Source organism: Arthrobacter sp. 260 (assembly GCF_013116745.1).
Classification (GTDB): Bacteria; Actinomycetota; Actinomycetes; order Actinomycetales; family Micrococcaceae; genus Arthrobacter_D.
Map to the genome: position 1 here is coordinate 26483 of NZ_JABFOE010000008.1, position 25901 is coordinate 52383.

Annotated in this window: 24 protein-coding genes and 2 pseudogenes; 19 read left to right on the forward strand and 7 right to left on the reverse strand. The window is 66.5% G+C overall.

Annotated elements, in window-relative coordinates; translation table 11 throughout:
- Window positions 1–56 precede the first annotated feature (56 nt).
- Window positions 57–233, reverse strand: a complete 177-nt coding sequence (locus HMI57_RS10430) for a CsbD family protein (RefSeq protein ID WP_171585961.1) — start codon at window positions 231–233, stop codon at window positions 57–59.
- A gap of 338 nt (window positions 234–571) precedes the next feature.
- Here HMI57_RS10430 and HMI57_RS10435 point away from each other — a divergent pair, with 338 nt between their 5' ends.
- Window positions 572–1612: a phosphatase domain-containing protein gene (locus tag HMI57_RS10435; protein WP_171585962.1), complete on the forward strand. Its 1041-nt coding sequence runs from the start codon at window positions 572–574 to the stop codon at window positions 1610–1612.
- A 1340-nt stretch (window positions 1613–2952) separates the two neighbouring features.
- Here the strand turns inward: HMI57_RS10435 and HMI57_RS10445 are convergent.
- Together HMI57_RS10445 and HMI57_RS19380 are read right to left on the reverse strand one after the other, a co-directional pair.
- The gene (locus tag HMI57_RS10445; protein WP_228721054.1) at window positions 2953–3390 is read right to left on the reverse strand and encodes a hypothetical protein; all 438 of its coding nucleotides are present in this window, start codon (window positions 3388–3390) and stop codon (window positions 2953–2955) included.
- Between the two features lie 68 nt (window positions 3391–3458).
- A pseudogene (locus tag HMI57_RS19380) lies at window positions 3459–3575 on the reverse strand (EAL domain-containing protein); the annotation flags it as partial.
- 260 nt (window positions 3576–3835) lie between these two features.
- Between HMI57_RS19380 and HMI57_RS19545 the strand changes: the two are divergent.
- Together HMI57_RS19545 and HMI57_RS10455 are read left to right on the forward strand one after the other, a co-directional pair.
- A complete protein-coding gene (locus HMI57_RS19545; protein ID WP_171585964.1) occupies window positions 3836–4435 on the forward strand; it encodes a GGDEF domain-containing protein in 600 nt (199 codons plus the stop codon).
- Window positions 4436–4451: 16 nt separating this feature from the next.
- A complete protein-coding gene (locus tag HMI57_RS10455) occupies window positions 4452–5462 on the forward strand; it encodes a GGDEF domain-containing phosphodiesterase (RefSeq protein WP_171585965.1) in 1011 nt (336 codons plus the stop codon).
- Window positions 5463–6295: 833 nt separating this feature from the next.
- On the opposite strand, the gene HMI57_RS10460 is transcribed toward HMI57_RS10455, so the two are convergent.
- From HMI57_RS10460 to HMI57_RS10475, 4 genes are all read right to left on the reverse strand, one after another.
- Window positions 6296–7447: an alpha/beta fold hydrolase gene (locus HMI57_RS10460; RefSeq protein WP_228721055.1), complete on the reverse strand. Its 1152-nt coding sequence runs from the start codon at window positions 7445–7447 to the stop codon at window positions 6296–6298.
- Window positions 7444–8469, reverse strand: a complete 1026-nt coding sequence (locus HMI57_RS10465) for a DUF6545 domain-containing protein (protein WP_171585966.1) — start codon at window positions 8467–8469, stop codon at window positions 7444–7446. Before HMI57_RS10465 ends, HMI57_RS10460 begins: the two co-directional genes overlap by 4 nt.
- Entirely contained in the window at window positions 8466–8846 is a 381-nt protein-coding gene (locus tag HMI57_RS10470) for a hypothetical protein (RefSeq protein ID WP_228721056.1), read from the reverse strand. Before HMI57_RS10470 ends, HMI57_RS10465 begins: the two co-directional genes overlap by 4 nt.
- A gap of 152 nt (window positions 8847–8998) precedes the next feature.
- The gene (locus HMI57_RS10475; RefSeq protein WP_171585968.1) at window positions 8999–9418 is read right to left on the reverse strand and encodes a hypothetical protein; all 420 of its coding nucleotides are present in this window, start codon (window positions 9416–9418) and stop codon (window positions 8999–9001) included.
- A 426-nt stretch (window positions 9419–9844) separates the two neighbouring features.
- Here HMI57_RS10475 and HMI57_RS10480 point away from each other — a divergent pair, with 426 nt between their 5' ends.
- The 16 genes and pseudogenes from HMI57_RS10480 to HMI57_RS10555 all read left to right on the forward strand — a co-directional run bounded on the left by HMI57_RS10480 (window position 9845) and on the right by HMI57_RS10555 (window position 25875).
- Window positions 9845–10963, forward strand: a complete 1119-nt coding sequence (locus HMI57_RS10480) for an ArdC-like ssDNA-binding domain-containing protein (protein ID WP_171585969.1) — start codon at window positions 9845–9847, stop codon at window positions 10961–10963.
- A 55-nt stretch (window positions 10964–11018) separates the two neighbouring features.
- Window positions 11019–11912 (forward strand): bifunctional DNA primase/polymerase, encoded by an 894-nt coding sequence (locus tag HMI57_RS10485; RefSeq protein WP_228721064.1) that lies wholly within the window; start codon window positions 11019–11021, stop codon window positions 11910–11912.
- Window positions 11909–12682, forward strand: coding sequence for a DUF2637 domain-containing protein (locus HMI57_RS10490; RefSeq protein ID WP_171585971.1), 774 nt, complete (start codon window positions 11909–11911; stop codon window positions 12680–12682). The genes HMI57_RS10485 and HMI57_RS10490 overlap by 4 nt, the downstream gene beginning before the upstream one ends.
- Entirely contained in the window at window positions 12679–13119 is a 441-nt protein-coding gene (locus HMI57_RS10495) for a hypothetical protein (RefSeq protein WP_171585972.1), read from the forward strand. Before HMI57_RS10490 ends, HMI57_RS10495 begins: the two co-directional genes overlap by 4 nt.
- A 91-nt stretch (window positions 13120–13210) precedes the next feature.
- The gene (locus tag HMI57_RS10500; RefSeq protein WP_171585973.1) at window positions 13211–14107 is read left to right on the forward strand and encodes a hypothetical protein; all 897 of its coding nucleotides are present in this window, start codon (window positions 13211–13213) and stop codon (window positions 14105–14107) included.
- Entirely contained in the window at window positions 14104–15114 is a 1011-nt protein-coding gene (locus HMI57_RS10505) for a ParB N-terminal domain-containing protein (protein ID WP_171585974.1), read from the forward strand. The genes HMI57_RS10500 and HMI57_RS10505 overlap by 4 nt, the downstream gene beginning before the upstream one ends.
- A gap of 43 nt (window positions 15115–15157) precedes the next feature.
- Window positions 15158–15847: a hypothetical protein gene (locus HMI57_RS10510; protein ID WP_171585975.1), complete on the forward strand. Its 690-nt coding sequence runs from the start codon at window positions 15158–15160 to the stop codon at window positions 15845–15847.
- Between the two features lie 13 nt (window positions 15848–15860).
- Window positions 15861–17506: pseudogene (locus HMI57_RS10515) on the forward strand (M23 family metallopeptidase).
- 5 nt (window positions 17507–17511) lie between these two features.
- Window positions 17512–17778: a DUF6112 family protein gene (locus tag HMI57_RS10520; protein WP_171585976.1), complete on the forward strand. Its 267-nt coding sequence runs from the start codon at window positions 17512–17514 to the stop codon at window positions 17776–17778.
- 127 nt (window positions 17779–17905) lie between these two features.
- Entirely contained in the window at window positions 17906–18217 is a 312-nt protein-coding gene (locus HMI57_RS10525; protein ID WP_171585977.1) for a DUF6112 family protein, read from the forward strand.
- Window positions 18218–18260: 43 nt separating this feature from the next.
- On the forward strand, window positions 18261–19652 hold the full coding sequence (locus HMI57_RS10530) for a conjugal transfer protein TrbL (RefSeq protein WP_171585978.1): 1392 nt from the start codon (window positions 18261–18263) through the stop codon (window positions 19650–19652).
- A gap of 4 nt (window positions 19653–19656) precedes the next feature.
- Window positions 19657–21123, forward strand: coding sequence for an SCO6880 family protein (locus tag HMI57_RS10535; RefSeq protein WP_171585979.1), 1467 nt, complete (start codon window positions 19657–19659; stop codon window positions 21121–21123).
- A 90-nt stretch (window positions 21124–21213) separates the two neighbouring features.
- Window positions 21214–22053: a hypothetical protein gene (locus HMI57_RS10540; RefSeq protein ID WP_171585980.1), complete on the forward strand. Its 840-nt coding sequence runs from the start codon at window positions 21214–21216 to the stop codon at window positions 22051–22053.
- Window positions 22050–23531 (forward strand): ATP-binding protein, encoded by a 1482-nt coding sequence (locus tag HMI57_RS10545; RefSeq protein ID WP_171585981.1) that lies wholly within the window; start codon window positions 22050–22052, stop codon window positions 23529–23531. Before HMI57_RS10540 ends, HMI57_RS10545 begins: the two co-directional genes overlap by 4 nt.
- A complete protein-coding gene (locus tag HMI57_RS10550; protein ID WP_171585982.1) occupies window positions 23531–24091 on the forward strand; it encodes a hypothetical protein in 561 nt (186 codons plus the stop codon). Before HMI57_RS10545 ends, HMI57_RS10550 begins: the two co-directional genes overlap by 1 nt.
- The gene (locus HMI57_RS10555) at window positions 24088–25875 is read left to right on the forward strand and encodes a TraM recognition domain-containing protein (protein WP_171585983.1); all 1788 of its coding nucleotides are present in this window, start codon (window positions 24088–24090) and stop codon (window positions 25873–25875) included. Before HMI57_RS10550 ends, HMI57_RS10555 begins: the two co-directional genes overlap by 4 nt.
- Window positions 25876–25901: the final 26 nt, after the last annotated feature.

A 25901-nucleotide genomic window follows, 5' to 3' on the forward strand; every position in this document is an offset into this window, starting at 1 on the left:
GAGCAGTTCTGTTTTAGGTTCGCCCCTTCTTCATGGCATACAGAAAGTTGGTGGATCTAATCCTTCTTGAAGGCGTCCTTGACCTTTTCGCCTGCCTGCTTCAGATCTCCCTTGGCCTGATCGCCCTTGCCTTCGGCCTTCAGCTCGTTATCGCCGGTGGCGTCCCCGGTCGCTTCCTTGCCCTTGCCGCCAAGCTTCTCAGCGGCGTTTCCGATCTTGTCGTCCAAGCCCATGACGTTCTCCTTGCGGTCGACTTCACTGGTGCAATCGGCGAAAACTGATTGGCCCAGCTAAACACACTGAAAGACCATGCGCATAGAAACGGCCAGGCAGCTCCCCCCACTTCCACGGCCGCCGCAAACCAAGGTGGGCGAGTTGGCCACAACGGTCGTTAGGCCCCGAGTGCCTGCCATCTGTTATGCCCTGATCCCTTCACGGTCCGAATCGTCTTGGTGCCTATCAGAGGAAAGCGCGGCGCTCCTCCTGTAGGTCCACGTCGTATATACCGGGCATCGCTTGAATCGGGGCTGAGCGTCGACCGGACTCGTGGCTCTACGGGTACCGTGTATTGATGTCCTCACGTGATCCCCAGTCGAGCCGGTTCCGTCAAGCTGCGGTCACGGCCGCCTATCGCACGGAACAAGGAATCCGGAACCGGCTGGCGCGCCGGGCGGCCCGTCAGGGGTGGACGCCCGCGGTGATTCCGTATTCGGGTTACGCCAGCGCCGACCATGCCCGCGTGCTGGGCCGGGTCGTCCTCGCACCGGCGTCGGTGGATCCTGCTGCCCGGCCTGGTATCTCCGGTTGGCGTCGCCTGCTCACCCTGGAGAGTCCTGGAGTCGATGTGAGGATCGAGCTTGGTGGTGTCACGGCCACGGTCACCAGCGACTCCGCCGGTATCATCGATTCCCGGTTATCGTTGGACAGTCCCCTAGAGCCGGGCAGCACTGAAGCTTCCCTGCACGTGGACGGCCGTGCGCAGGTTCCTGCGACCGTGCACGTGATGAGCGGTGAACCGGTGCGCGGTGTGGTCTGCGACATCGACGACACCGTGTGGGTCACCGGTATCTCCCATCCTGCCCGGGCGGCCTGGCGCACCCTGCGCGGTTCCAGTTCAACTAGGCGCTCGGTGCCTGGCATGGCGCGCCTACTCCGGACCGCTGTTGAGGGTCAGGACCATCCCGGGGTGGTGTATCTGAGCAATGGCCCGTGGAACTTCGTGGGTCCGGTGTCCCGCTTCCTCGAACGGCACGACTTCCCGGCCGGCGCAGTCCTGATGACCGACTGGGGCATCACCCCGCACCGTTGGTTCCGCGATGGTCAGGAACACAAATCGTCCTCCCTCGCCCGTCTCATCCAGGACATGCCTCATGTCACATGGGTCCTCGTTGGCGATAACGGCGAACATGACCCCACCCTTTACAGCGACCTGGCGAGGGACCACCCGGACCATGTGGCGGCTATCGCATTGCGTGAGGTGCGACCGACCGAGCGGGCCGGGGGTGATCAGGACGCAGACTCCATCAACGCAATCCCTGTCGTTCGCGGCGCTGATGGGGACGAACTCCTGCCACTGTTGCGTGATGCGCTGCACAGTCGCCCGCCCGGCTGACACCTGATCGGGACCGGCAGGATCACCCTGACCTCAAGGTTGAACGGTCGCTTCAGCGGACAATCTGCAAGGGTAGAAGAGTAGACGCCGGCACCCCTGAAGGCCGCTAACCTCCGGGCAGGGAGTCTTTTCGCGTTTCGTGGGCTGGTTCAATTTCACCGCCGCGTCCGGTGATCACCGCACGGGACCGCTCTGATAGTGCCTGTAGATCAGCCGGGTCGAGGTCAGAACCTGGTAGTGCCCGAAGGACTCGACGGGCTCCGGATGCCACAAGGCAAGGACTCGAGAACGCCGACCCAAAAGCCACAAGCACCGTTCCTGGGGAACCTCGCACCCCCCTTGCAGGACACCGAACACCCGGCCACGAGATTCAAAACCGACCGTATATCGCGCCCCGGAAACGAAGGGTACCTCGTTATGGACATGAGTGAATGGCCAACTGTCCGTCTTCTGACCACTGCGGCCCGATTGAATGAGAACCGAGAGAACGGACGCCTACGGTTGAGCGGCATCACGCAAGCCGGTGTAGTCACTTTGAAGGCCCTCCGAGCACACAAACCCCTGACACAGGTGAAGCTCGCACGACTGGTTCACGTGCAGACCCAAACAATCGGCAAAATCATCGATCGCCTGGAATCACACGGCGCGTTGGTGGAACGTGCCAGGGACGACGCGGATCGGCGCGTCTGGCGTGTAGGCCTCACAACAGCGGGTCGGAAAGTACTCAGGGAAATAGAACACAGCGAAGCCAGCGAACATATTCCCAACGGGCTGACCAACCCTGCCCTGCGGGCCGCACTAATAAACATCGTGCGCCTAGCTGAAAGTAACGCATGCAGCCCGGCCCCTAAGACAAACCGAAGGGGAACAAGGGAACCCTTGTCCTCCCCCGTCCGCAGATGATGTGCGGCCCCAACCTTCATCATCAATCGAATCACGGATCAGGTCCTGCACTGGTATCCCAGAGCAAGTAATCGTTCCACCAGCGATGAATCCTCGCGCTGGTCAAAAATGAAGCGTGCGCCTACTATCTGTGCACACCACCGATCAAATGATCCGCGGTGATAGTCCCGAGGGTTGTTGAGCGAAGTTGGGGGCCCCAACAACCCTCGGCCGACTGATCAGCGCGGAACGTAGCCCTGATGGGACCCACTCCCCCAGAGCCGGCGGTAAGAGCCGGGCAGGAACCACCGGAGCGGCGGTGAGATGTGAACAGGAAAGTACGCTGGCTCGAGCGCACCACCGACACACCCCCGGCACCCCAGGCTCCGGAGGCATGACGAGCCCCAATAGGGCATGACGTGGTCCGGCGGTTGAAACCGCCGTTAACGTTAAGGAGTTCAGTTCGTGGGTGCCGCTTCCGGGTGCCCGGACTCGTACGCTACGGCGAGGGCGGTGATCAGGCGTTCCATGCGGGCGATCCCCGCGAATCGTCCCGCGTTGTCGGTGACGAGGATCGGGTCGAAGCGCTCCCCCTCGTTCCTGGTCATGCATCGTGTCAGGATCTGGTCCACCGGTGTGTCCAGGTTCGCTCTCACCCCCTCAGTCACCACCCCAAGCGCTGCCGCTTCGGCGGTCACAACGCACACGGGCCGGCGCGTAACGCTATCCAGCAACACCACGTGGTGTAGCCGCGGGTCGCTGCAGAATGCCTGGACGGCTTTGGCGACGCTGTGCACGGTTCCTGCCGGTTCGACGATCCCGCGCAGGCTAATCGACCGGGCGGATCTTTCCCGTGATGCCAGCCGCAGCGCTGCCTCGTCGGTGACCGGTGCCAAGGCGCTGCCGGCCGGCCCAGATAATAGCCCTGCACCAGCGGAACCCCGAGACCGGCCAAGGTGTCGAGCTCCTCCGGGGTTTCGACTCCCTCGGCGAGGATCCAGGCGTCGACTCGGCTGGCGAAGGTCCCCAGCATCTCGATCAACGCGCGTTTGGCTTCATCCCGATCAACATCGTGGATCAAGTCCCGGTCGATTTTGATAACTGGCGGACGCAGCGTTAGAGCCCAAAATCCTTTGCTATCTGCGCCAAAGGAGCCTCGCCCTTCCGGGCCACATCAATAACATCCTGACGGAACTCCGCCCCATAAGCCGTGGGCATGGTCAACATCCTTCCACGAGCCCAAGCTCGCTAGGTCAAGGAGTCAACACAAACCGGGGGCAGTCCCGTCTGTTTAATGACGCCGGCGGGTTGATTGCAGAAAGTGAAGGCGGTGACAGCGATGTGTCCGAAGACATGGACCCGTCGCGCCTAACCGAAGTGCTGGCCACCGGCCGGACGGTTGTCCAAACCGAAGCTGAGGCAGGGGAGACAGGAACAGGAAGGTACGAATTCCTGCTGCCGATCTCATCACCGGAAGGAACTCTGATCCTGGAGGTGGACCAGCGCGCGGACATCATCACGGAACTGGTCAAGGACTTGGGGCAGAACAAGCTCATGGGTCTGCTGACAGCCATTATGGTCGCTTTGCCCCTGTCGTATCTGTTCGGGGGACGATCGCTCCAGCGGCGGCAGTTGCGGGCACAGCAACAGGCCGACGCTGACCCCCTGACAGGGCTTTCCGGACGGCGCCCCTTCGGGCCGTCCCTGGCAGCAGCGCTGGCTGACCGCAGGAACACGGCCGTGAGTCTTGCCCTTATTGATCTGGACGGGTTCAAACAACTCAATGACCGGCTGGGCCACAGCCACGGTGACCGGGTCTTGCAGGCCCTTGCCGACTCCTTCGTTGAACTCTGCCCCTCCGACACCCCATTCCGGCTCGGCGCGACGAGTTCGCCGTCATCTCCCAGGGAGGGACGAAAACCAGGCCACCGAAGCACTTGAACGGGTTCGGGCAGCATTGTCCGGACGGTTTCCCGGGGTATCTTTCAGTGCAGGTGTCGCCTCAAACTCCGACGAGCCGCTGACCCTGACTGAGCTGTGGGAGCGCAGCGACGCGGCGCTCTACGAAGCCAAACGCCTCGGACGGCATCGGAGTGTCTCCTTCACGTCGATGGCACAGGGCCACACCGTCAGTGCCGAAAAAATCGACGAGCTCACCGCCCTGGTCGCCGGCGGACCCATCACCGTGGCGTTTCAGCCCATCTGGGATTTGCACCGCGGCGTCGTCCTGGCCCATGAGGCGCTGCTGCGCCTGCCGGAAGGTTCCAAGATCACCGGACCTCACGAGGCCTTCGAACTGGCCGAACGCCTCGGTGTCGCCCCGGCACTGGACCGGCTCGCACGATCGGCGGTGCTAGCCTCAGTCATCGGCCAGCAGTGGGAGGGCCTGCTTTTCCTCAACGTCCACCCGGACACCCTGCCGGGCTTTGACCTCAATGAGCTGGCCGCCGAGCTCGCCGTGGCGGGACTGGAACCGCAGGACGTCGTCTTGGAAGTGACCGAACAGTCCGGCCTAAACCATGCCGAGTCCATCCGGACCCTCAGACAGGCACAAGAGAAGGGATTTCGGCTTGCCCTCGACGACATGGGCCGAAGCAACGCCGGCCTGCAGGCGCTCAGGCTGATCAGCTTCGACATCATCAAAATCGACGGGGACGTCATCGCCCGCCTCGACCGGGACCCCTCATCGCAGGCGACCGTGCAGGCCGCCATCACCTTCATTCAACAGACCGGAGGGTGGATCGTTGCCGAAGGCGTCGAAGAGCCGCGCATGCTGGCCGCGCTGCTGCTCCCGGGCGTCGCCCCACCCCCGCGTCACCCAGTGATCGCCGGGCAGGGGTACCTACTGGGGAGGTCAGATAAGCAGCCGATCAGGCTGAATACGCGCCTGCCCGTCCCCGACCAGCACGTCAACGGCCCGGCGCGGCACCGGGATGACCTGAACGATGCCTACTACGGGAACAGCTAGCGAACCAAGCCGATCCGCCAACCTCCTTCCAGGTTCAGGACGCTCCCCCGGACCTACGTCGAGAAGGCCCACACCGACGGTGGACCTGACCCGGCGTCTGCTAGACCTCCCCTGGGGGTCTGGTGCCCACGTGGGCGAAGGACCCGAAGATCGGGGGCTCTAAATGATCAATCCGTGCACCGAGACGATCCTCAGAAATCTTCCTTTCGCGAATTCAAGATGAGATCCCGCACGGCCCGACCCTCTTTAGCTGAGAGGGGTTCTACGCGTCGTGGAACGCTCAAACGCTCCGGTACCTCCTTGATGAGCGTCCGACCGATCTCGTCGGTCACGGACACCGGAAACTCAGGTAACGTCCATACCCGGCCCTTCATGGAGGCTCGCAGGCATAAAGAAGGGGCTATCTCATTAGATAGCCCCTTCTCCGTATCGTCCACTCCCCCGAAAGCGAAGCAGGTCTTTTCAGACTAAGGGCGTTGTCAACAGTTCATCCAGCCGGTAGCCCTTCTGCGGTGGGCTGCGCGAAGGGCCTTAGTGGTGCACCTGGGGCGAAGAAGAGGCTGCCGTGATGCACGGCAATCACGAGCCGTCCTCTAGCTGGATGCTCACCAATCTTGGCGCTGCTTGGGTGATGATCGCTGCGGCGAGGTCCACGGCGAGAGTACCTACTTCCGCACGCGCTCTGGCTGCAGCCCCTTCTCCCTGTCCTGCCCGGGTTTCGGCTGCTGTAGCCGGTTCAGCGGCCGTGGCGAGCTCTGCTTTCAGGGCCGCAGTTTTCGGCGGTCTTTGCGTCGGAGACCTCGCGCGACCCTTCGCGCCGTGGGACGCTAACCTCACCTGGCGTCAGCGTTGACGTGTGCCAAAAGCCAGGCGGTGACCGTCGATTGCCAGCGTTCGGGGTCGGAGTTCCATGACAGTGTATGACCGGCTGTGAAGGCTTCGAACTCAACGAGGTCGGGGCGCAGGTCGCGAACGGCCTGCGAGACTCGAATCGGGGCGGAGTCGTCTAGGGTCCCGTGGATGATCAGCATGGGCACAGCGAGTTCTGCGGCGCGTGCGACCCAATCAAGATCCCGAAGCGGGATGGCCGTCGGCAGACCGGTCATGCGTGACAGCGAGGGAAGCGTGAGCCACGGAATAGCAAGGATGCCTGACGCGGCAGGCAGCCCGCTACGAATACAATTCGCGTTGATCACCGCGACCCAGTCGAGCACCGGAGACTCCAGCACAACCCCCACGATTATGCCGTGGTAGCGCGCACGGTCGACGAGTTGCAGCGCAATCGCGGCGCCCATCGACCATCCGAAGAGAATGATCCGATGTGCTCCGTGTTGTATCGCGTAATGTACTGCTGCTTCGGCATCCTCGACTTCCGTGAACCCAAGCGAGGACCGGCCAGAGCCCGCCTTCGGCCCTTCTCCATCGTTTCGATAAGTGATGATGAGCGATGTGTAGCCTAGGTCCGAAGCGACCCGCACGCCGCGCAATGTGCCCGCTCGGGTGCTCCCCAGACCATGAACGTGGATCGCCCACGTCGAGCGGTCACTCTCTCCCTCCACAAGCCAGGCCGGAGCACTTCCCACGGCGGTGTCAACCGCGACTTCTCGGGCGGAAAGGCCAGCATCAGTTGGACTCGCAAAGTAAATCCCGCTCCATGAGGTACGATCGCCAGCCGCCAGGGCGAAGCCGGCAGAAGCGCTTGTCACGGGCCGTTCGATTCGACCTCGCCCTCGATCGAGGACCTCGGCAGAGAGTTGAACCCAGCCGCCATTCTGGAACCATAGGTTGTAGATGCCATCCGCCACTGTCTGGCGCGTTCGGTCCAAGACGATCAAACAGCCATCACCGTCGCGCTCCACGTCACGGACGACGAGGTCGAATTTCCTCAGCCCTGCGGATGCCGTCAACCGCCGAGCAATGCCCCAACCGAGACCTAACCCGCATGCAGTCAATAACACCGCTCCCGCGGCGAGAAGGCGTTTCATACGTGCCCTCGTTCGGAACCACGGCGAGTTGAAGTATCGTCGGCTGCCTGCGCGCCCCGTCCGTCGAGCCCAAGGAGGTGGTCTTCCGCCCGTCCCAGAAGTGCGCGCTCGTGACTGCTCACCTCAAACGAGACGCGTGGATCAATCATGGCATCGCGGATTTCGACGATCACTCGATGAAGGCGCGTCTCCGGGTCCTCCATGTTGGCGGCCGAAGAGTGCGTCTGGCTCAACCCCGGGCGAACGAGCGTCGCCCGACGCCAGATCGGCTCCAGCTCGTTCACCAGCGCACCAGTTCTCACGCCCCGTGAACGGTCTCGCACGTAGCGGACGGCTGATTGCCCTGCCAAACCAGTGCACAGGAAGACGAACGTCAGCAAATAGAGAGGCCCGTATGCCGCGGCGACGGCATCCATTAAATCGAGATTGCCAACGACGTGCGCGACGTCCATGATCAGAACGACCAGGCACAGTGCGACTCCAAAAATCGATCCAAGAAGCAGCAAGCCGGCGGGAATGCGCTGAGCCCCATCATTGCGGAGGCGATATTGACGTCCCGCGAGGATCATCATCGCTGCGACCACGATTCCGCAGTACGTGAAGCCAATCATCGAGTAAGTGGCCGCCGCTGGCTGTGCTCCGAGGTCGCTCATGAAGGTCGTCGTCGTCGCCCCTCGGTCAATGAGCAGAAAAGCAGACCCAACCCCGACAAGTGAGATGAGGAGCGCGGGAAGTCCCAGGGCGGTACGCACCAGTCTTGGTCGATACTCTCCGGCCTTCATGATCCCCCGGCCGAGGAAAAAGAGCCCAATCATCAACGCGCCATCGGCAAGAAGTGTTGCGATGTTTGTCGCGCCAAGGGCCGCATCGACGGTGCTGTAGATCGGGTCCACGTTGAGGGTCATCGCGACGGAAATGGTGAGTGCGGCGTACGTGAGGCTGCGGTCCGTGCGTCTGCGCCGCAGGATGAGAAGACTCACGACGAGCACCCACATGAGTACCGCGACAAGGGTCTGGATCACCCGAAAATCTCCGAATAGCGGGACTCAGCGAAGGCCGATGCTCGGATCGCAGCGGCGAGCCGATCGGCCACGGACTCCGCCGCGATCTCGCTGTCAGAATTGGGATCTTGCCGTCTGAGTAAGCGCCCGCGGGTGTGTGCTGGGATGTCGGGGAGCAAGACGTCGTCAACCGCGCATTCGTCGCCCTGGCCGTGGCCAAGGAGCATATGGGCGAACTCGTGGAGGACGAACTGCTGGCGGTGCAGGAACGAGTCACTGCGAGCGTGGAGAACAAGGTCTTCGGAGTCCATGATCAGCCACAGCGCGCAGATTCCGTCGTGGTCGCCGAGATCCGCTAGTTCGACGACGCGGAGCTTGCGCTGCCTATGATTCTGCATCGCTTGGCACAATTCATCGAACGTAAAAGTGCTGTCCAGCGCGAGGCTCGCTACGGCCGTCGACACGGTCTGTTCGATGTTCAAAGTGCTTTCGCTCTCACTCCGGGAGCATGTGCCGATGCCGGCTCCGTGCGGAGCGGCGCCGTCACTGCTCAGGTGTGCGTCATTTCTTCGTCCAAGAACCTGCTGATCGCCTGGAGCGCTTTCGGTGATATATCCCCCAGCGTGCGTGCCGCGTACGACTTCACCTTGGCCGCCCGCATCGAGCGCACGAGATCCAGCTGCGCACTCACTTTAGCCGGAATAGGCGCGTCGCCCTCCCCGGCCAGGAAGGCCGCATCCACGTCGAAGAATGCTGCCAATCCCTCGAAGACCGCAGCGTCCTGCACAAACCTGTGGCCGTTCACCATGTAGGTCCACCGTGACCTCGACAGACTAGTTCCGCGCTGATCGAGGTAGGCCGCGATCTGCGAGTAGGTCGGTTCGGAACCCGACTCGGCGATCGCGACATCCAGCAGGAGCCGCAGACGCTTCGCGAGGTCCTGCGCCGCTGTGTTGTCCTCATCTGTCATTTTCGTTTGATCACCCTTCCCCTCGGGTCAGGCAAAGGCATCGTCGTTCGGCTGCCCCCGAGCGGAGTGTTGAGAATGCTCAATATAACCGTTGGGCATGCTCAAATCAAGGGGTTGCGCATGCTCAACGGGGGTGTTAGAACGGAACCCTCAAGCATTTTGAGCATGCTCAACGGCGGGCTTCGAGGGGAACGGCTCTGTCAAAAAGCGCCGCTGTCGCCGCGCTTCCAACCCGGGAGGTGAATGCTGCCCGGCTCGAACACAACCCTCCGACTGCGTGCTCATGTCCAGTGCGCTGGCGGCTTGATCATGGCTGTGGAAACGGTCCAGTCCCGTCGTCCGTCACGATCCGTTGGGTCTCCCGGCTCACCTCAACGGTGTACCGCCACGCACACGAGTGCCGTGGCCCGCCGGAGAGGAGACCCAATGATGGCATCGATGGAGGAAGGCCGAGCTGCGCAGGAGGCGAAGCTCGACGAGCTGCACGAGAAGTTGACGGACGCCGTCGCACAACTGGTCTCTGGTGATGATTGGGCACGCGCGTTGGCGTTCGCCGCACGGTTCCGCTCTCGGTCGTTCAACAACACATTGCTGATCTGGGTTCAGCACTGCGCGGCTTTCGACGCCAAACTGGTGCCCTCGCCTATGCCGACGTACGTCGCCGGGTACAAGCAGTGGCAGCAGCTGGGCCGTCAGGTGCAGAAGGGGCAGCCGGGGTACCAGATCCTCGCGCCGGTAACCGGCCGGTTCGCATCGGCTAATCCGTCCGATCCGGCGTCGTGGCGACGACTGAACCGGTCCGAGAAGCCCAAGCCGGGCGAGGTTGCTCGGTCGAAGATGATTGGCGTGCGGCCCGCGTACGTGTGGGACGCTTCCCAGACTGCAGGCGATCCCCTCCCCTCCCCTCCGGCGCCAATACTGCTCGAAGGTGAAGCTCCCGCGGGGCTCTGGGAAGGACTCGCCGCCCAGGTGCATGCCGCGGGATTCCGCCTGCTTCGCGTCCCGGACGGGGCATCCATCCATGCGGCGAACGGGATGACCGACTACGGCGCGAAGACGGTGGCGGTGCGGGAGGATATGGACCCCGCCGCGCAGGTGAAGACCCTCGCTCACGAACTCGGCCACGTGCTCATGCACGGACCCGATCAACCCGAAGCGCGTCAACATCGTGGGATCGGTGAGGTCGAGGCGGAGTCGGTCGCGCTGATGCTCGGCGCCGCCCACGGCCTGGACACCAGTGGTTACACGATCCCGTACGTGTCGACGTGGGCGGCCAGGGTCGATGGCAAGGAACCGGTCGAGATCGTGAAGACCACCGGTGAGCGGGTCCGCAAGACCGCCCTGGCGATCCTCGACCAGCTCGACAGCGCCCAGGTCGGCGACGGCACTCCGCCGGGCCTGGACTATGAGACACCGCACCGCGACCCGACGGAACGACCTTTGGCCGCTCGCGAGCTGTCAGCGCCGGCACATGCGATGCCGCAGCCATCGGGGACCGGTCCGCGGCACGTCCCTGCTATGTCGACGCACGGGCAGCAGCTGTGATGGTGTCCCCGGCGTCTTCTCCGGTGCGTTGACGCGGGCGTCCGGCCGGTGGCCGTTGTCCGCTGCGGCCCGGGAGTTGGCTCGTTCAGGGGTGCCGGTGTTCCCGTGCGTGCCTGGTGGCAAGCGCCCACTCACCGAGCACGGCTTCCACGACGCGGCCGCCGACCCCGATCAGGTGGAGGCCTGGTGGGGTGAGCATCCGGGGGCAAACATCGGCGTCCCGACCGGCGCGCCCTCTGGTTTCGTCGTGGTTGATGTCGATGTCCACGGCCCCGTCGATGGGTTCCGCGGGTTCTTGCGCGCTTCCCGTGCGGGGCTGGCGGAGGGGTGGCAGTTCCTTGTGTCCACCCCGTCGGGTGGGATGCACGCCTATTACCCGGCCACGCCTCGTCAGGATCAGCGGTCTTGGCAGGCGGCGCGCGCCGGGATCGACTTCCGTGGCGACGGCGGATACATCCTCCTCCCACCCTCCGAGGTATCCACCACTGGTGCTGTCGCCGGATACCGGGTGCGGCGGGTCAACGCCGGAACTTCCTCAGTGCTGGACTCAGATCGGCTGCGGGACTTCCTCGACCCGCGCCCGGCACCTCGCCCGCCGGAAAACCAAGGTCTGCAAAGACAGGCGGATATGTCGCGGTTGGCGGCGTGGGTCGCAGGCCGCGGAGAGGGTGAGCGGAACCGTGGCCTGTTCTGGGCCGCATGCCGCCTCGCGGAGAACGGCGTCCCGGCCTCCGACGCCCTCGACGTGCTGAGCGCTGCTGCTTCCGATGCGGGGCTGGATGAGCGGGAGATCACAGCGACCGTCCACTCCGCCTACCGTGCCGCCCACCCCACCAGGGAGAACTCCACCTCGCCCACGGTCCGGGACCCTTCACCGGCAGCTACGGACGACTGGTTTGCCAGAGACCCTGCCGTTTCACGATCGTCGAGTGTGCGGGGGCTGGGATGACTACATCCATCCGCGACAGGAGGGCCAGTCGGCGCCGGGCTGTGGTGACGGCCGGTGCCGGGACGGTGTTCATCGCCGCCGGGGCGTTCTGGCTCAGTTTCACAGCCTTGGCGGACCTGGCCGCCCGGTCCGGGATCGGTCAGGGGCAGGCGTGGGCGTGGCCGCTGATCGTGGACGGGATCATCGTGGTCGCCACTGTCGCCGTCGTCGCCCTGGCCGGGCAAAGGTCGGCGTGGTATCCGTGGGCGTTGCTGGCCGGTGGGGCCGCGGTGTCGGTGACCGCGAACGCGATCCACGCCGTCGTCGCCGCCGATGCCGATGTGCCGGGCGTGCTGGCCGCGGCCGTGGCCGCAGTGCCACCGGTCGTGCTGCTGGCGATCACCCACCTGACCGTCATCCTCACCCGACCCGTCCCCGCCACCGGCGAGCGTTCATCCTCGGAAAAGCCGACCGAGGCCTCCATCGCCGTACCTGCGCAACGAAGCCTCGTCGCTCCGACGTCGTCGCCCATCAAAAGCATGCCGCTGAAACGGCCCCCGTCGATCAAGGAGACACCGCGCCGTCCGAGGGATGCCGCGGGCACGGATCGGAGGGACCGCGCACGGGAGCTGTGTGGGCGGGGCTGGTCGAACAAGAAGATCGCCCGCGAGCTCCAGGTGCATCCCTCGACGGTGGGCCGGTGGTTCACCAGCACGCACCTTCCCGATGACACCGCGCACACAGACACCGACACCGAGCGCAGCGACACCGCGGAGGCAGAGAACCCATGAGCACCGATCCAACCCAGCCACACGAGCGCCGTCAGGCACCCGAGCCGGACACGACCCGGGCGACGGCGGAGCCTGTCCAGAGGACCGAGACGCCGGAGGCGGTGCAGGCCGCAAACGTCGTCCGCCGTCCGGGCAGCGCTACGTCACAGACAGGGGCATGCGCGAGACGTGTGCGGGGTGCGGAATGGGTGCGGCCCACGGACCTGATCGCTCGTCACGGCGCCGCGGTGGCGGGTCGGGGTATCGACTTTGAGGTCGAGCTGGCCCGCCGCTCCCGCCACCTCCCGGGCCGGGCGGTCCGTGCGGGAAGCCGCGGGGTCACTACCGTGCAGACGGCCGTGAGCGAGCGGGCTAGGCGTCTGCCGTCGGTGCCGGAGTTCGGACGAACGGGTGGGCCGCAGTCGTGGGTGACTCGCTCGGGGATCGGGCTGGGGTGAGCTGACGATGCGCGTCCCCAGCACCGGCACGTCGCCCATGGCGACTGCAGGGGGACGCCTGCGCACCTATCTGTCAGGAGGTGCCCTGACCATGACCGAGAACGCACACGCCACCACCGGCCAGACGACTGAGAGCGCCGGGGACTTCACGACCAGTGAGGGCCTACGAATCCTGCTGCGCCGGCTCCATACCGCAGGACCGGGCGCGTGGCAGCACGACCCGGCCGGGGCGGAGCTGATGGTGTTCGTGGCCGAGAAGTACGCCCCCTTGGCGCACAAGCACGGGCTGGACCCGTGGGAGGCCGCGTCCGCAGCGTTCGACGTGATGCGCACCCAGGCCGCCCGCACGGCGGTCGACCCGTGGGCGGTGGTGACCCATGCGGTGCGGATCACCTGCATTTTCGAGGAACGCGCCCAAGGTCTGCTCTGCTCAGTGCATCAGGCACGGCGCCCGCACGTGTCGGCGTTCCACGACCCCGAACGCTTCAGCGACCGCGACAACCCCCTGACCGACTACGACCCGGCATTCCAGGTCACCGACCCCATTCCCACCAGGCACGACAAGAACCAGGACGAGGACGAGAAGGAGGACTCCGCAGGGGCGCGCACCACGGCGTCGGCGGTAGTCGAGGACGCCATCGCGTTCTTCACCCTGCTGGACTGGCCGCCAGCGACGGCGCGGGCCGGGATTGAGCATGTCTGCGGGGCGCTGACCCGGACCGGCACCCGCCAGGCCACCTACGACGCGCTGCGACGCGACAAGCACGCCCGAGCCCTCCTCGACCTCCCCCGCGCCTCCTGGACAGCCCTGCTGAAGGCGTTGCTGGGCAATCCCCACCCCGCCTACGCCGCCACCACAGCCGGGCGGGGTGTGCTGCTGCGGCTGCTGATCGGCGAGAACCTGCCTATGCTGCTGCGCGACGACGACCTCACCCTCACCGTCTGCCTCGCAGCACCGCGCGAACATGACCGGGGTGGGTCTCGGTGAGCGCGCCAGCGGGGTTCATCGAGCTGGAGCGCACGGTCGCCTCGATCCGTGTCGGACGCCGGCACCGCACCGATCTGGGCGACATCGAACAACTCGCCGCCTCCATCGACCGCGAGGGGCTCCTGCAACCCATCACCATCACCCCCGACGGCGTACTCGTCTGCGGCGCACGCCGGCTGGCGGCCATCACACGGCTCGGGTGGAAGAAGGTCAACGTGTGGGTCCGCTCCGGGATCTCCGACCGACTCGGACACCTCCTCGCCGAACAAGACGACAACGTGCTCCACAAGCCGCTGACCCAGACCGAGGCGGCCGTTCTCTACCGGGAGCTGAAGACGCTGATGGCCGAGGACGCCGCCGGCCGGGAAGCCGCGACCCGGTTCAGCAGCGAACACCAGCCCGGAGGTGACGGGGGTGGAAAATTTCCACCCCCGTCACCCGGGCCGCACGGCAAGACCCGCGAACAGGCAGCAGCGATGATCCCCGGCGGGGCCTCCTACAAAACCCTCGACAAGATCAGCTACCTGGAGCAGATCGCCGACGACCCCGCCCAACCAACCGAACTCCGCGCACATGTAACCGCCGAGTTGGCACGTATCGACGCCGGCGCCCCGGTGCACCCGATCTACGAAGCAGTCCGTACCGCCGTCGCCACCGCCCAGGGACAGCGCGAGGCGGACCTGCACCAGCTCGCCGCCGACGCGCTCGCCCGCGTCAAGAACACCCAGACGAAGAAGCGCGCACCCCGGCCAGTCCCGTCCGCGGATGACGCTGGCGAGCCGGTGCGGTATCCGGTGCGGGCGTTCGTGCTCACCTGGGGCGAGCTGGTCGACTGGTGGACCCACTACGACGCCGGCCAGCTCGCGACCGAACTCAGCGACGAACAGATCGAATCCTTCCTGACCACTGCCGCCGGGACGGGCCGGTTCGCGGAGGAGCTGCGTGCCGCCCGCGACCGACAGACCGGCGAGCCCGGGCCTGTCCGGGGTCGCCTGCGCGCCCTCTGATCCCTCCGCGGCGAGGACTGGGTACGGTCGTGCACCTACAGGCATGAAGACACCCGACCTCGCCGACCCTCGTATCCGTCGCCGGCGGATCGCCGTGCTCGCCGCCCTCGCGGCAGTCCTCGTCCTGGCCGTAGTCAGCGGCTACGGCCTCATCACCGGACCACCCACCAGCACCGACACCGAAAGTGGTGTCGGGTCTGGGCCAGTGGTCACGACACCCGCCATCCCGGTCCAGACCGTGACGCCGCGTCTGCCGGTCGTCGCCGGGTCGGATGACCCAGAGTCCTTCGCCCGCAACGTCGCGACCGCCCTGTTCGGGTGGGACACCGCATCCGGGTTCATGCCCCTGGACTACACGTCGGTTCTCCTCGCCGTCGGCGACCCCACCGGTGCCGAGCAGGCGGGGCTCGCCTCCGACATCGCCACCTACCTGCCCACCCGGGAGGCATGGGTCGAGCTGCGCCAGTACGCCACGACCCAGCACCTCACCATCGACACCCTGTTCGTCCCCGACGCATGGGACACCGCCGTCGCTCAGGCGCAACCGGGGCAGCTCGCCGACGGCACGACCGCCTACACGATCGAGGGCACCCGCCACCGCACAGGCCTGTGGAACGACGAACCAGTCGCCTCCGAACATGCGGTGGCGTTCACGGTGTTCATCGGCTGCGGCCCAGCCTATGACACCTGTCATCTGCTGCGGCTGTCCCAGCTCGACAACCCCTTGCGATAAGGCCCCGGGGTCGATCGTGAAGAAGCTCGCGACTGCCGCCCTCACCCTGGTCCTGCTCGGCCCGTCGTTCGCGCCGGTCGGGATCGGGTTGCTGATGAATCCCGCCTCCACCGCCGCGTGCACCGTCGCCGGGAACGCCATCACGATCGGCGACGTCCCCGAGTCGTTGACCGTAACCACCGCGAACGGCGAGACCTTCACCCTCAACAACCGGCAGCTCACCCACGCGGCGACGATCATCGAGACCGGCACGCGCATCGACGGCGTCACCCGGGACGGACTCCAGATCGCGCTGATGGCGGCCCTCACCGAATCCACCCTGCGGCAACTCACCAACACGGGCACCTACCCCGAATCCGCGGACTACCCCAACGACGGCGACGGCTCCGACCACGACAGCCTGGGCCTGTTCCAGATGCGGCCGCAGTCCGGGTGGGGCACGGTCACCGACCTCATGGACCCGACCTACCAGGCGCGGGCGTTCTTCGGCGGACCAGAAGGCCCCAACTACCCCAGCCCCAGAGGCCTGTTGGATATCCCCGGCTGGAAGTCCATGGACAAGGGCGAAGCAGCCCAGGCCGTCGAGGTGTCCGCCTATCCCGACCGGTATCGCAACTACGAGCCCGTGGCCGAGACCATCCTGACCACCCTCACCACCACGACCACCACCGGCGCCACGGGCACTACAACCGTCGACGGCACTGTGGTGCCGGTCGTGAAGACGGTCCCGGTAGAGTCGTCGCGGGTCGTGTTCCTGCTGCCGGAGGACACCTGGGCGCCCTCCTCGGACTACGGACCCCGGGCCCACCCGATCACCGGGGAGAACTCGTTCCACACCGGCACCGACTTCGCCGCCCCGGACGACACCCCCATCCTCGCCGCAGCAGACGGCACCGTGACCGTCGCGGAGTTCTCCAGCAGTGACGGCGGACTCATCGTCATCGAACACCACATCGACGGAGCGGTCGTGGCGACGGCGTATGCGCACATGTGGGAGACCGGCATCCACGTCACCGCCGGCGACACCGTGACCGCCGGACAGCACATCGGCGATGTCGGCTCCTCCGGCAACTCCACCGGCCCGCACCTGCACTTCGAGGTCCGCAACGGCGGCACCAACGGCGAGCACACCGACCCCGCCGCCTGGCTCAACGCCCACGAGGCCGCCGATCTGCCAAAGCCCGCCACTGGCGCCCCCACCGGCTGCGATGCCGACACCGGAGCACCCGGCGACGAGCCGGACCCGCTCGACGGCGGCCCGGACCGGATGGTCGACGACCCCACCAGCGACGGGCGAATCACCGCCCGCCTCCTGCACCTCCACAACCAGGCCACCGCAGCGTTCCCCGAGACCTCGTGGGCCTGCTACTCGCCGCGGCCCGGCAACGTCTCAGAACACACCCTGGGCCGGGCATGCGATCTCACATTCGCAACACCATCGGCCAACACCCCACCACCTCGCAACTCGAGGCCGGATGGCAGGTCACCAACTGGATGAAAGAGCACGCCGAGACCCTCGGCGTCGAATATCTGATCTGGCAGGACAAGATCTGGTCCCTGACCCGCGACGCCGAAGGATGGCGCGACTACACCCACGGCACCGATATCACCACCAGGCACATCGACCACCTCCACGTCACCGTCCGGGCAAGGAGCTGAAGACCATGGACGTGTTCCCCGACTTTGAAGGCCTGAGCGGCATTGGCGACCTGCGCGAAGTAGTCGGCGCGCTGCTGACCTTCGTGCTCATCACCGCCGTGCTCATGCTGATCGTCTGCGCCATCATCTGGGCAATCGCCACCGCCAACGGCAACCATGCCGCAGCGACCAAGGCACGCATCGGCGCCTGGACCGCCCTCGGGGCCACCGTTTTGGCCGGCGGCGGGGTCGCGTGGATGAACTGGCTCATCGACCTCGGCCAACAACTCTGACGCCACACCGCCCGCATCCCGGAACTGTCGCTTTCCCGGGGCCGCGGGGACGGCCCGTGCACCTGACCGACGAACCCATCCATGTTCTCCACCTCAGAGGCGGAGTTCGTTCGTCAGGAGACCCACCGTGCTCGATCTCATCACCGCTCTGCCCGCGCTCATGCCGATGGACATCACCATCGACCCCAACAGCGACGGCCTGCCCGGGATCGCCCAGCTGCGCACCATCGTCGGCGCCGTCATGACCGTCGGCCTGATCCTGTCCGTTCTGGCGCTGATCATCTCGGCGATCGTGTGGGGCTTCGGCGCCAACTCCTCCAACCCCCACCTCGCCGGCCGGGGAAAGGTCGGCGTCCTCGTGTCCTGCGGTGCCGCGGTGATCTGCGGAGCGTCGGTGACGCTCATCAACTTCTTCTGGAACGTCGGCCAGCAGGTCTGACCCCACCCACCAACTCGACACCTATATGTGAGGAGTGATTGCGGTGGGCGTGTGCGATGTCCCCATCATCTCGTCCGTGTGCGACGTGGCCGGCGAAGCCGCCGCCACCCTGGTCTCGGCACCGTTCGACTGGCTTGCCTCCGCGATGGGCGCCGCCGCGGGCTGGCTGTTCGAGGCCGTCTGGACGGTGTTCGACACCACCACCCTCGTGGACGTCACCAGGCCGGAGTACGTGGCCGTCTACAACATCTTGTTCGGCATCGCCGTGTTCGTGATGCTGATCTTCTTCTGCCTCCAACTCATCACCGGACTCATCCGCCGTGACCCCACCGCCCTCTCCCGCGCCGCCCTCGGACTCGCGAAATCCGTCCTCGGATCATTCGTGGTCATCACCCTGACCGCGTTGCTGTTGGAGATCGTCGATCAGCTCTGCATCGGGATCATCCAAGCCGCCGGCGAGACCACCGAGTCGATGGGCGACAAGATCACCCTGCTCGCCGCGGGCCTGGTCGGGATCAACATCGCCGCCCCCGGTGTCGGGGCGATCATCACGATCTTCCTCGCCGGCCTCGCCATCGCCGCCGCCGCGATCGTCTGGCTCTCCCTCCTCGTCCGCAAAGCACTCCTCCTGGTCGCGATCGTCCTCGCCCCTCTGGCGTTCTCCGGTGCGTCATGGGATGCCACGAAAGGGTGGATCAGCAAGTGGGCGATGTTCATCATCGCCCTGATCGTCTCCAAACTCGTCCTGGTCGTCATGTTCCTCGTCGCCATTACCCAAGTCAGCGCGCCGATCGATGCGGACCTGTCCTCGGTCGCTGATCCGATCGCCGGGATCGTGCTGATGGCGATGGCCGCCTTCGCTCCCTACCTGACCTACAAGTTCCTGTCGTTTGTGGGCTTCGACATGTACCACGCGATCGGATCCGAGCAGGACGCGAAGAACTCCCTCAACCGGCCCATCCCCACACCATCCAAGCCGCAGGGCGGCGAGCCGAAGAAGGTCCTCGACGGCGACAACAACGGCGGCGGGGATGGGGGTGGGAAGAACCCGCCCCCACCGAAAAACCCGGCACCCCAGGCACCTGGTGGTGCTGCCGAATCGGGCGGAGGGAAGACCGCCGCCGCAGGCCGCAGCTCCGCCGGAGCCGGCGCAGGAACCGGAGCGAGTGCGGGTGCGGGTGCGGGTGCTGCGGCGGTAGGTCCGGCCGCAGCGACGGTGATCGGCGCAAAGGTCGCCAAGGACGTCGCCTCCGCCGGACCCAAAGCCGGTACCGCCCTCGGCGGCCAAGGCGAGACCGCCGCAGACTCCGCCTCCCAGACCGGCAGCACACCCCCGCCGGCACAGGCGCCCCCGCCGTCCACACCGGAACCCAGGACGCCGTCCGCGCCGAAGCAGACCCCCCCACCGGCGCCGAAACCGACCGGGAGGCAGTGAGCCCATGACGACGAAAAATGAGCGCATGGCGTCCTTAGAGCTGGCGCCGGTGAAGTTCTCCCGCCTCACCCGCCGAGGAGTGCTCCTGGGCCTGTCACTGTCCCAGATCATCACCCTGGCGACCGGTGTCCTCTCGATCATTGCCGCGCTCTACGCCGGCGGCGGCATCCTGCTCGCCTACACCGCACCCGTCTGGGTGCTCGCCGCCGCCCTGACCTGGACACCCATCGCAGGACGCCCCGCCATCGAATGGCTACCCGTCGCATTCTGGTGGCTCTGGCGTTCCACCGGCGGGCAGCTCTTGTACCGGCGACGCGTGGTGACACCGCGGCCTGTCGGGACCCTCGCCCTGCCCGGCGATACAGCCCGGCTGCGTGAATACACCGACCCCGAAACCGGCGCCGGGATGATTCACGACCCCCACCAGCAGACCTTGACCGTGGTGTGCGAGGTCGCCCACCCCGCGTTCGTGCTGCTGGACCCGGGCGAGCAGGAACGCCGCGTCACCTCCTGGGGTCGCGTCCTGGCCACCGTGTGCCGCTCCGGCCGGATCGCGACCCTCCAGGTGCTGGAGCGCACGCTGCCGGACTCGGGTACCGGGCTCGCCGAATGGTGGGCCTCCCACGGGATCTCCGATGACTCCTGGGCCGCGACCACCTACGCCGAACTCATCGACCGTGCCGGCCCCGCCGGGGAACGGCACGCCTCCACCCTGTCACTGTCACTGGACATGAAGAACGCCGCCCGGCAGATCAGAACCGCCGGCGGCGGCCTGCGCGGCGCCGCCGCCGTCCTGCGCCAAGAGATGTCCACCCTCACCTCAGCCCTCCGCTCCGCCGACCTCACCCCCTCCGGCTGGCTCACCCCCGGACAGATCGCCGTCATCCTCCGCAGCGCGTACGACCCAGCGATCGCAGCAACCTTGGAACGCCACGGTGAGCTGGGGCAGAACCTCGCAACCGCCGGCCCCGTCGCAGTCAACGAGTCCTGGGCAAGGCTACGTACCGACTCCGCCCACCACGCGACGCTGTGGATCAGCGAGTGGCCGCGATCGATGGTCTACCCCGGCTTTCTGTCCCCGGTGCTGCTGTCCACCGGCGTCCAACGCTCGTTCACGCTCCTGTGCACCCCGATGCGCTCCGACCAAGCCGCACGCGACATCAGGAAGAAGAAGGTCGAGCACATCAGCGACGCCGCCCAGCGGGCGAAGATCGGGCAGATCGAAGACGCCGCTCTCACCGCCGAATACCATGACGTCCTCCAGCAGGAAGCCGACGTGACCGCCGGCCACGGCGTGCTGCGCTACACCGGCCTCATCAGCGTCTCCGCCCCCACCATCGACGAGCTGGAAGCCGCCGTCGCCGCCATCGAACAAGCCGCGATCCAAACTTCCTGCGAGACCAGGCTGCTCGTCGGTCAACAGGCCACCGCATTCACCGCTGCCGCGCTCCCGCTCTGCCGCCACATCTGACAAGCCCGCTGGGCCCCGTTGTGTCGTTGCGCGCACCTGACCTGTGACCCCGAATCCGGGGACTCACTCGCGTTCCACGGGAGGCCGGTCATGCCCACGTTCCACGATCCACTCGCCGATGCCGCCGAGGCATCAGAAGCGCTGCGCGGCCTGGCCCACGCGAGCCGGACCTTCGACAATCCCGCCGACACGTACGCCGTGTTCGGTGATATGACCGCCGTGGTGCGGTCGCTTCGGCAGGTGCTCGACCAGCTCGCGAACGCACATCTGACCTACCGTGACCGTGCCCACGACGATCACGGTGACCACCCCGCCGGGGCGGACAGTGCCCTGACCGCAGCGGACGAGTTGCACCAGGCCGGCACCCTGCTGGATCAGGTGCATGACCGGCTCGATGCGGCGTTCGGTCATTCGGGCAGGATCGCCTGGCACCCGGAACCCGACCTTACAGAAGAGCCACTGAGTGAGACTGCCGCGCGGCGATGGGTCTCTGTGGTGTTCCTCCAAGGCGAGGATGCTGACGAGGTACTCGATCTGATCGACCGCGACGGCACGGCCACGGCGATCGAGCACTTGAAGGGTTTCGACTACGGGGACGAGACCACCGCCGCCGCGTTGGAGAACGGGTACGTCTACGACGAGCCCCCGGCGGGACCCCTCGACCACGTGGTGGTCGAGGGCGATTACACCCTCACGTCGAACGCGGCGATGGGGCACGTGAGCCTGCTGCGCGTCCACCTGGTCCCGCCCGACCCGTCTCTGACCGGCGCGACCACGGCGCCCAGCCGCGAGGCCACCAACCCCCTCCCCGCCGCGGATCGAAAGTTACCCCTGCCGCAGTCGGGGCAGACATCGCCGGGGGCGGAGAAGGACTGGTTCGCCGGTCCTGCCCGCTCGACCACATCTGTTGGGCGGGGGCTGTCGCTGTGACCGAGAGCGAGCGGCTGCACACCTCCGTGCTGGTCGCGCCGGCCTCCGAGCGCCGGCGGCTCCGCAAGCAGCGCCTGCAGGCCGCCGCCCGCCTCCGAGCCGAACAACGGCGCACCGACAACGCCGCAGCGCGGGCAAAGGCTGATGCCGAGCGCGCCGAACGACGCGCCACCACCTATCTGCCGGCCGCGGGTGAACCCGGACCGGCAGCGCTGCGCACCCCCGGCAGGTTCCGGCTACCTCGGCATCAGGACACCTCTGCCACGTTAGCGGGGGCGTATCCGTTCGTCGCCGAAGGAGGACTCGGCGCCGACGGGGTATTCGTCGGCCAAGACCTCTACTCCGGCGGCTCGTTCGTGTACGACCCCTGGGTGCTCTACGCCCGCGGGATCATCACCGCACCGAACGTCGTCCTGGCCGGGATCGTCGGCTCTGGCAAGTCGTCCCTGGCGAAGTCGCTCTACACGCGCAGTCTTCCGTTCGGGCGGCGGGTCTACGTCCCGGGTGATCCGAAGGGTGAGCACACGGCGGTCGCGAAGGCGGTCGGTGGGAGGGCGATCGTCCTCGGCCACGGACTCAACACACGTCTGAACCCGCTTGACGAGGGCCACCGGCCCTCCGGTCTGTCGAATGAACAGTGGGCGATCACGGTCGGGTCCCGCCGCCGTGACCTCATCGGGTCACTGGCTGAGACGGTCCTGACTCGGGGGTTGACGCCATTGGAGCACACCGCGATCGACCTTGCCCTGACCGAGACGGTGCGGGAGAACACCGTGCCGATCCTGCCGATGGTCGTCGACCGCATCCTCAACCCGAACGCGGGCGCCGACGACCGGTTGGCCGAAGACGGACGGCTCGTCGGCCATGCCCTGCGCCGCCTGGTCGCCGGCGACCTCGCCGGACTGTTCGATGGCCCGTCCACGGTGACGTTCGACCCGTCCCTGCCGATGATCAGCCTGGACCTGTCCCGCGTCACCGAGAACAGCACCCTGATCTCGGTGCTGATGACGTGCTCCAGCGCATGGATGGAATCCGCGTTGTTGGACCCCAACGGTGGGCAACGGTGGGTGATCTATGACGAGGCGTGGCGGCTCATGTCCCACCCGGCACTACTGCGACGGATGGACGCTCACTGGCGGCTGGCGCGGCATTACGGGATCGCGAACATGCTGATCTTCCACAAGCTCTCCGACCTCGACAACGTTGGCGACGCCGGTTCCGCCATGCGATCCCTGGCGAACTCGCTACTGGCCAATGCCGAGACCAGGATCGTGTACCGACAGGAATCCGATCAGCTCGGCCCCACCGCCCAGGCCCTCGGGCTCACCGGCACCGAACAAAAACTTCTCCCCTCGCTGGGTGTCGGGCAAGGACTATGGCGGATCAAGGACAGGGCCTTCGTGACCCAACACCAACTGCATCCCGCTGAACTGGACCTGTTCGACACCAGCTCCAGGCTCATTCAGGGGGTGAAGTGATGAACCGCAAACGCCCACGCCGCTCGACCTGGCGGGAACCCGCGCAGACCCCGATCATGCTGCCGCACGCAGTCGTCACCGTCGCTGAGGCCGGGGTACTGGACGTCACTGTGGACGGGAGTCCCTTCCTTCCACCGGCCGATGGACAGGCTTGGACGCGGAGGTCCTTCGGAGTCCTGCTGGATGCCATCACCGAGGACCGGACAACCGCGGTGCGCATCGAAGTCCGTGAGACCGACGGGAGCGTGTTCACCGACATCATCCACTCCGGCCGACGCACCCCGCCCAAGCCGCCCGAGGCCGACCCGGAGAAGCAACGCGGCAAGCACGACACGAAGGCGCGCACGCCGGAACTGGTCGAGGTGACCGGGGACGGGTTCGTGCCCGGTGAGGACGTCGCCGTCGCGGTCATCGTCTCCCACACCGATGCCACCGGCACCGGCCATGCCCGCACCCTCCTCGACAAGACCCAAATCTCCCCCCTGCTGCGTGACGGCACCCGTGAGGTGGTGCTGCTCGGGCGCATCTCCGGCACCGTCCATGTCCGGCGGCTGCCGTGAACGCGCCCCAGCAGCGCCAGGCAGGTTCCTTCGGCGACGAGCTGACCAACGCCGCCCTCATCGGACTGGTCGGGATGTTCGGCGTCGCACTCATCCTCCGCGCCGCAGGAAGCGTGGCTGCGTTCCTCACCGGCACACCCCAACCCTCCGCCGGCCCCGCCTCCGGACTCGCGGTCCTGCTCAACCCGGACGACCCCGCCACAGCGCTCGACGCCCACGGCCTCAGCCCGGTCGCGTACTGGATCGTCACCGCGATCCTGCTCGCCGGCCTCACCGCCGCAGGGGCCTGGGTGTGGGTCGGGCTGTGCCGCTACTCCCGCAAGGTCGACACGGACCCGCGACGCCTGGCCGGCACCGCCACCGCCCACGAGGTAAACCAGAGCGCCTCAGCCAAAGCGCTGCTGCGCCGAGCCGCGACTCTCCGTCCATCCCTCGACTGCCCGGCCCCTGGTGATGTGGGCTACCGGATCGGCACCTCCAAGGGCCAGGACGTGTGGGCGAGTGTAGAGGATTCAATCCTGCTCATCGGACCCCCACGGTCTGGCAAAGGCCTCCACGTGGTCATCAACGCCATCCTCGATGCGCCCGGGGCCGTCGTCACCACCAGCACCCGCCCAGACAACCTCACCGCCACCCTCCGCGCCCGGGAGCGTGACGGACGCCCGGTGGCCCTGTTCGACCCCCAGCACCTCACCGACGGCATCCCCGCAGGCATGCGCTGGTCACCGATCCGCGGCTGTGAGGACCCGCTGACCGCGATGATCCGCGCCACCGGGCTCGCAGCCGGCACCGGACTCTCGGCCGGCGGAGTGGAATCCGGCGGATTCTGGGAAGGCAAAACCCGCACCGCCCTCCAAGCACTCCTGCATGCCGCAGCCCTCGACCACCGGCCACCGTCCGAGCTATTCCGCTGGACCCTCGACCCCACCGCTGCCGCCGAGGCCGCCGCGATCCTCACCAACAGCGCTCAGGCGGCCACCGGGTGGGCGGACTCACTCGGCGCGATGATCGACTCCGACCCCAAGACCCGCGACAGCATCTGGCAGGGCGTCGCCCTCGCCCTCGGAGCCCTCGCCGACCCCCGCGTCCTCGACGCCGTCTCACCCGGACCCGGCGAAGCGTTCGACCCCGAAACCTTCATCCAAGAACGCGGCACCCTCTACCTCCTCGCCACCGGCGCCGGAGCCGGCGCATCCGCCGCGCTGGTGGCCGCGTTCGTCGAAGACCTCATCGAGACCGCCCGGCGTCTGGCCGCCCGCTCGCCCGGTGCCCGGCTCGACCCGCCCCTGCTGCTCGCCCTGGACGAGATCGGAAACCTCGCACCCCTCCCGTCCCTGCCGACGCTGATGGCTGAGGGCGGCGGCACCGGGATCACCACGCTGCCCGTCCTCCAGTCACTGGCCCAAGCACGGGACAAGTGGTCAGACAACGCCGCCGGCGCGATCTGGGACGCCAGCATCGTCAAGGTCATCCTCGGCGGCGCCTCCAACTCCCGCGACCTCCAAGACCTCTCCACGCTCATGGGCGAGCGCGACGAGTACACCGACAGTGTGACCCTCGGCGACCACGGCACCCGCTCCAACCAACGCTCCATCCGCCGCGTCCCAATCCTCCCACCCGACCGGATCAGAACACTGCCGTTCGGCACCGGCGTCACCCTGCTGCGCTCCGCGCCACCGATCATCACCGACCTGCGCGCCTGGCCCTCGCGCCCTGACGCCACGCAGCTCAAAGAAGACCGCGCCGAGATCGAAGCGCGGCTGGAACGTCCAGTCGATTCCTGACCAAAGCCCGTGGGCTTCGCTGTGCA

Excerpts from the sequence above, each read along its gene's own strand:
- HMI57_RS10460 (WP_228721055.1), bottom strand. The coding sequence starts at position 7,447 with ATGAAACGCCTTCTCGCCGCGGGAGCGGTGTTATTGACTGCATGCGGG.
- HMI57_RS10495 (WP_171585972.1), top strand. The coding sequence starts at position 12,679 with ATGAGCACCGATCCAACCCAGCCACACGAGCGCCGTCAGGCACCCGAG.
- HMI57_RS10510 (WP_171585975.1), top strand. The coding sequence starts at position 15,158 with ATGAAGACACCCGACCTCGCCGACCCTCGTATCCGTCGCCGGCGGATC.
- HMI57_RS10490 (WP_171585971.1), top strand. The coding sequence starts at position 11,909 with ATGACTACATCCATCCGCGACAGGAGGGCCAGTCGGCGCCGGGCTGTG.
- HMI57_RS10520 (WP_171585976.1), top strand. The coding sequence starts at position 17,512 with ATGGACGTGTTCCCCGACTTTGAAGGCCTGAGCGGCATTGGCGACCTG.
- HMI57_RS10550 (WP_171585982.1), top strand. The coding sequence starts at position 23,531 with ATGAACCGCAAACGCCCACGCCGCTCGACCTGGCGGGAACCCGCGCAG.
- HMI57_RS10480 (WP_171585969.1), top strand. The coding sequence starts at position 9,845 with ATGATGGCATCGATGGAGGAAGGCCGAGCTGCGCAGGAGGCGAAGCTC.
- HMI57_RS10435 (WP_171585962.1), top strand. The coding sequence starts at position 572 with ATGTCCTCACGTGATCCCCAGTCGAGCCGGTTCCGTCAAGCTGCGGTC.
- HMI57_RS10540 (WP_171585980.1), top strand. The coding sequence starts at position 21,214 with ATGCCCACGTTCCACGATCCACTCGCCGATGCCGCCGAGGCATCAGAA.
- HMI57_RS10500 (WP_171585973.1), top strand. The coding sequence starts at position 13,211 with ATGACCGAGAACGCACACGCCACCACCGGCCAGACGACTGAGAGCGCC.
- HMI57_RS10430 (WP_171585961.1), bottom strand. The coding sequence starts at position 233 with ATGGGCTTGGACGACAAGATCGGAAACGCCGCTGAGAAGCTTGGCGGC.
- HMI57_RS10535 (WP_171585979.1), top strand. The coding sequence starts at position 19,657 with ATGACGACGAAAAATGAGCGCATGGCGTCCTTAGAGCTGGCGCCGGTG.
- HMI57_RS10475 (WP_171585968.1), bottom strand. The coding sequence starts at position 9,418 with ATGACAGATGAGGACAACACAGCGGCGCAGGACCTCGCGAAGCGTCTG.
- HMI57_RS10470 (WP_228721056.1), bottom strand. The coding sequence starts at position 8,846 with ATGCAGAATCATAGGCAGCGCAAGCTCCGCGTCGTCGAACTAGCGGAT.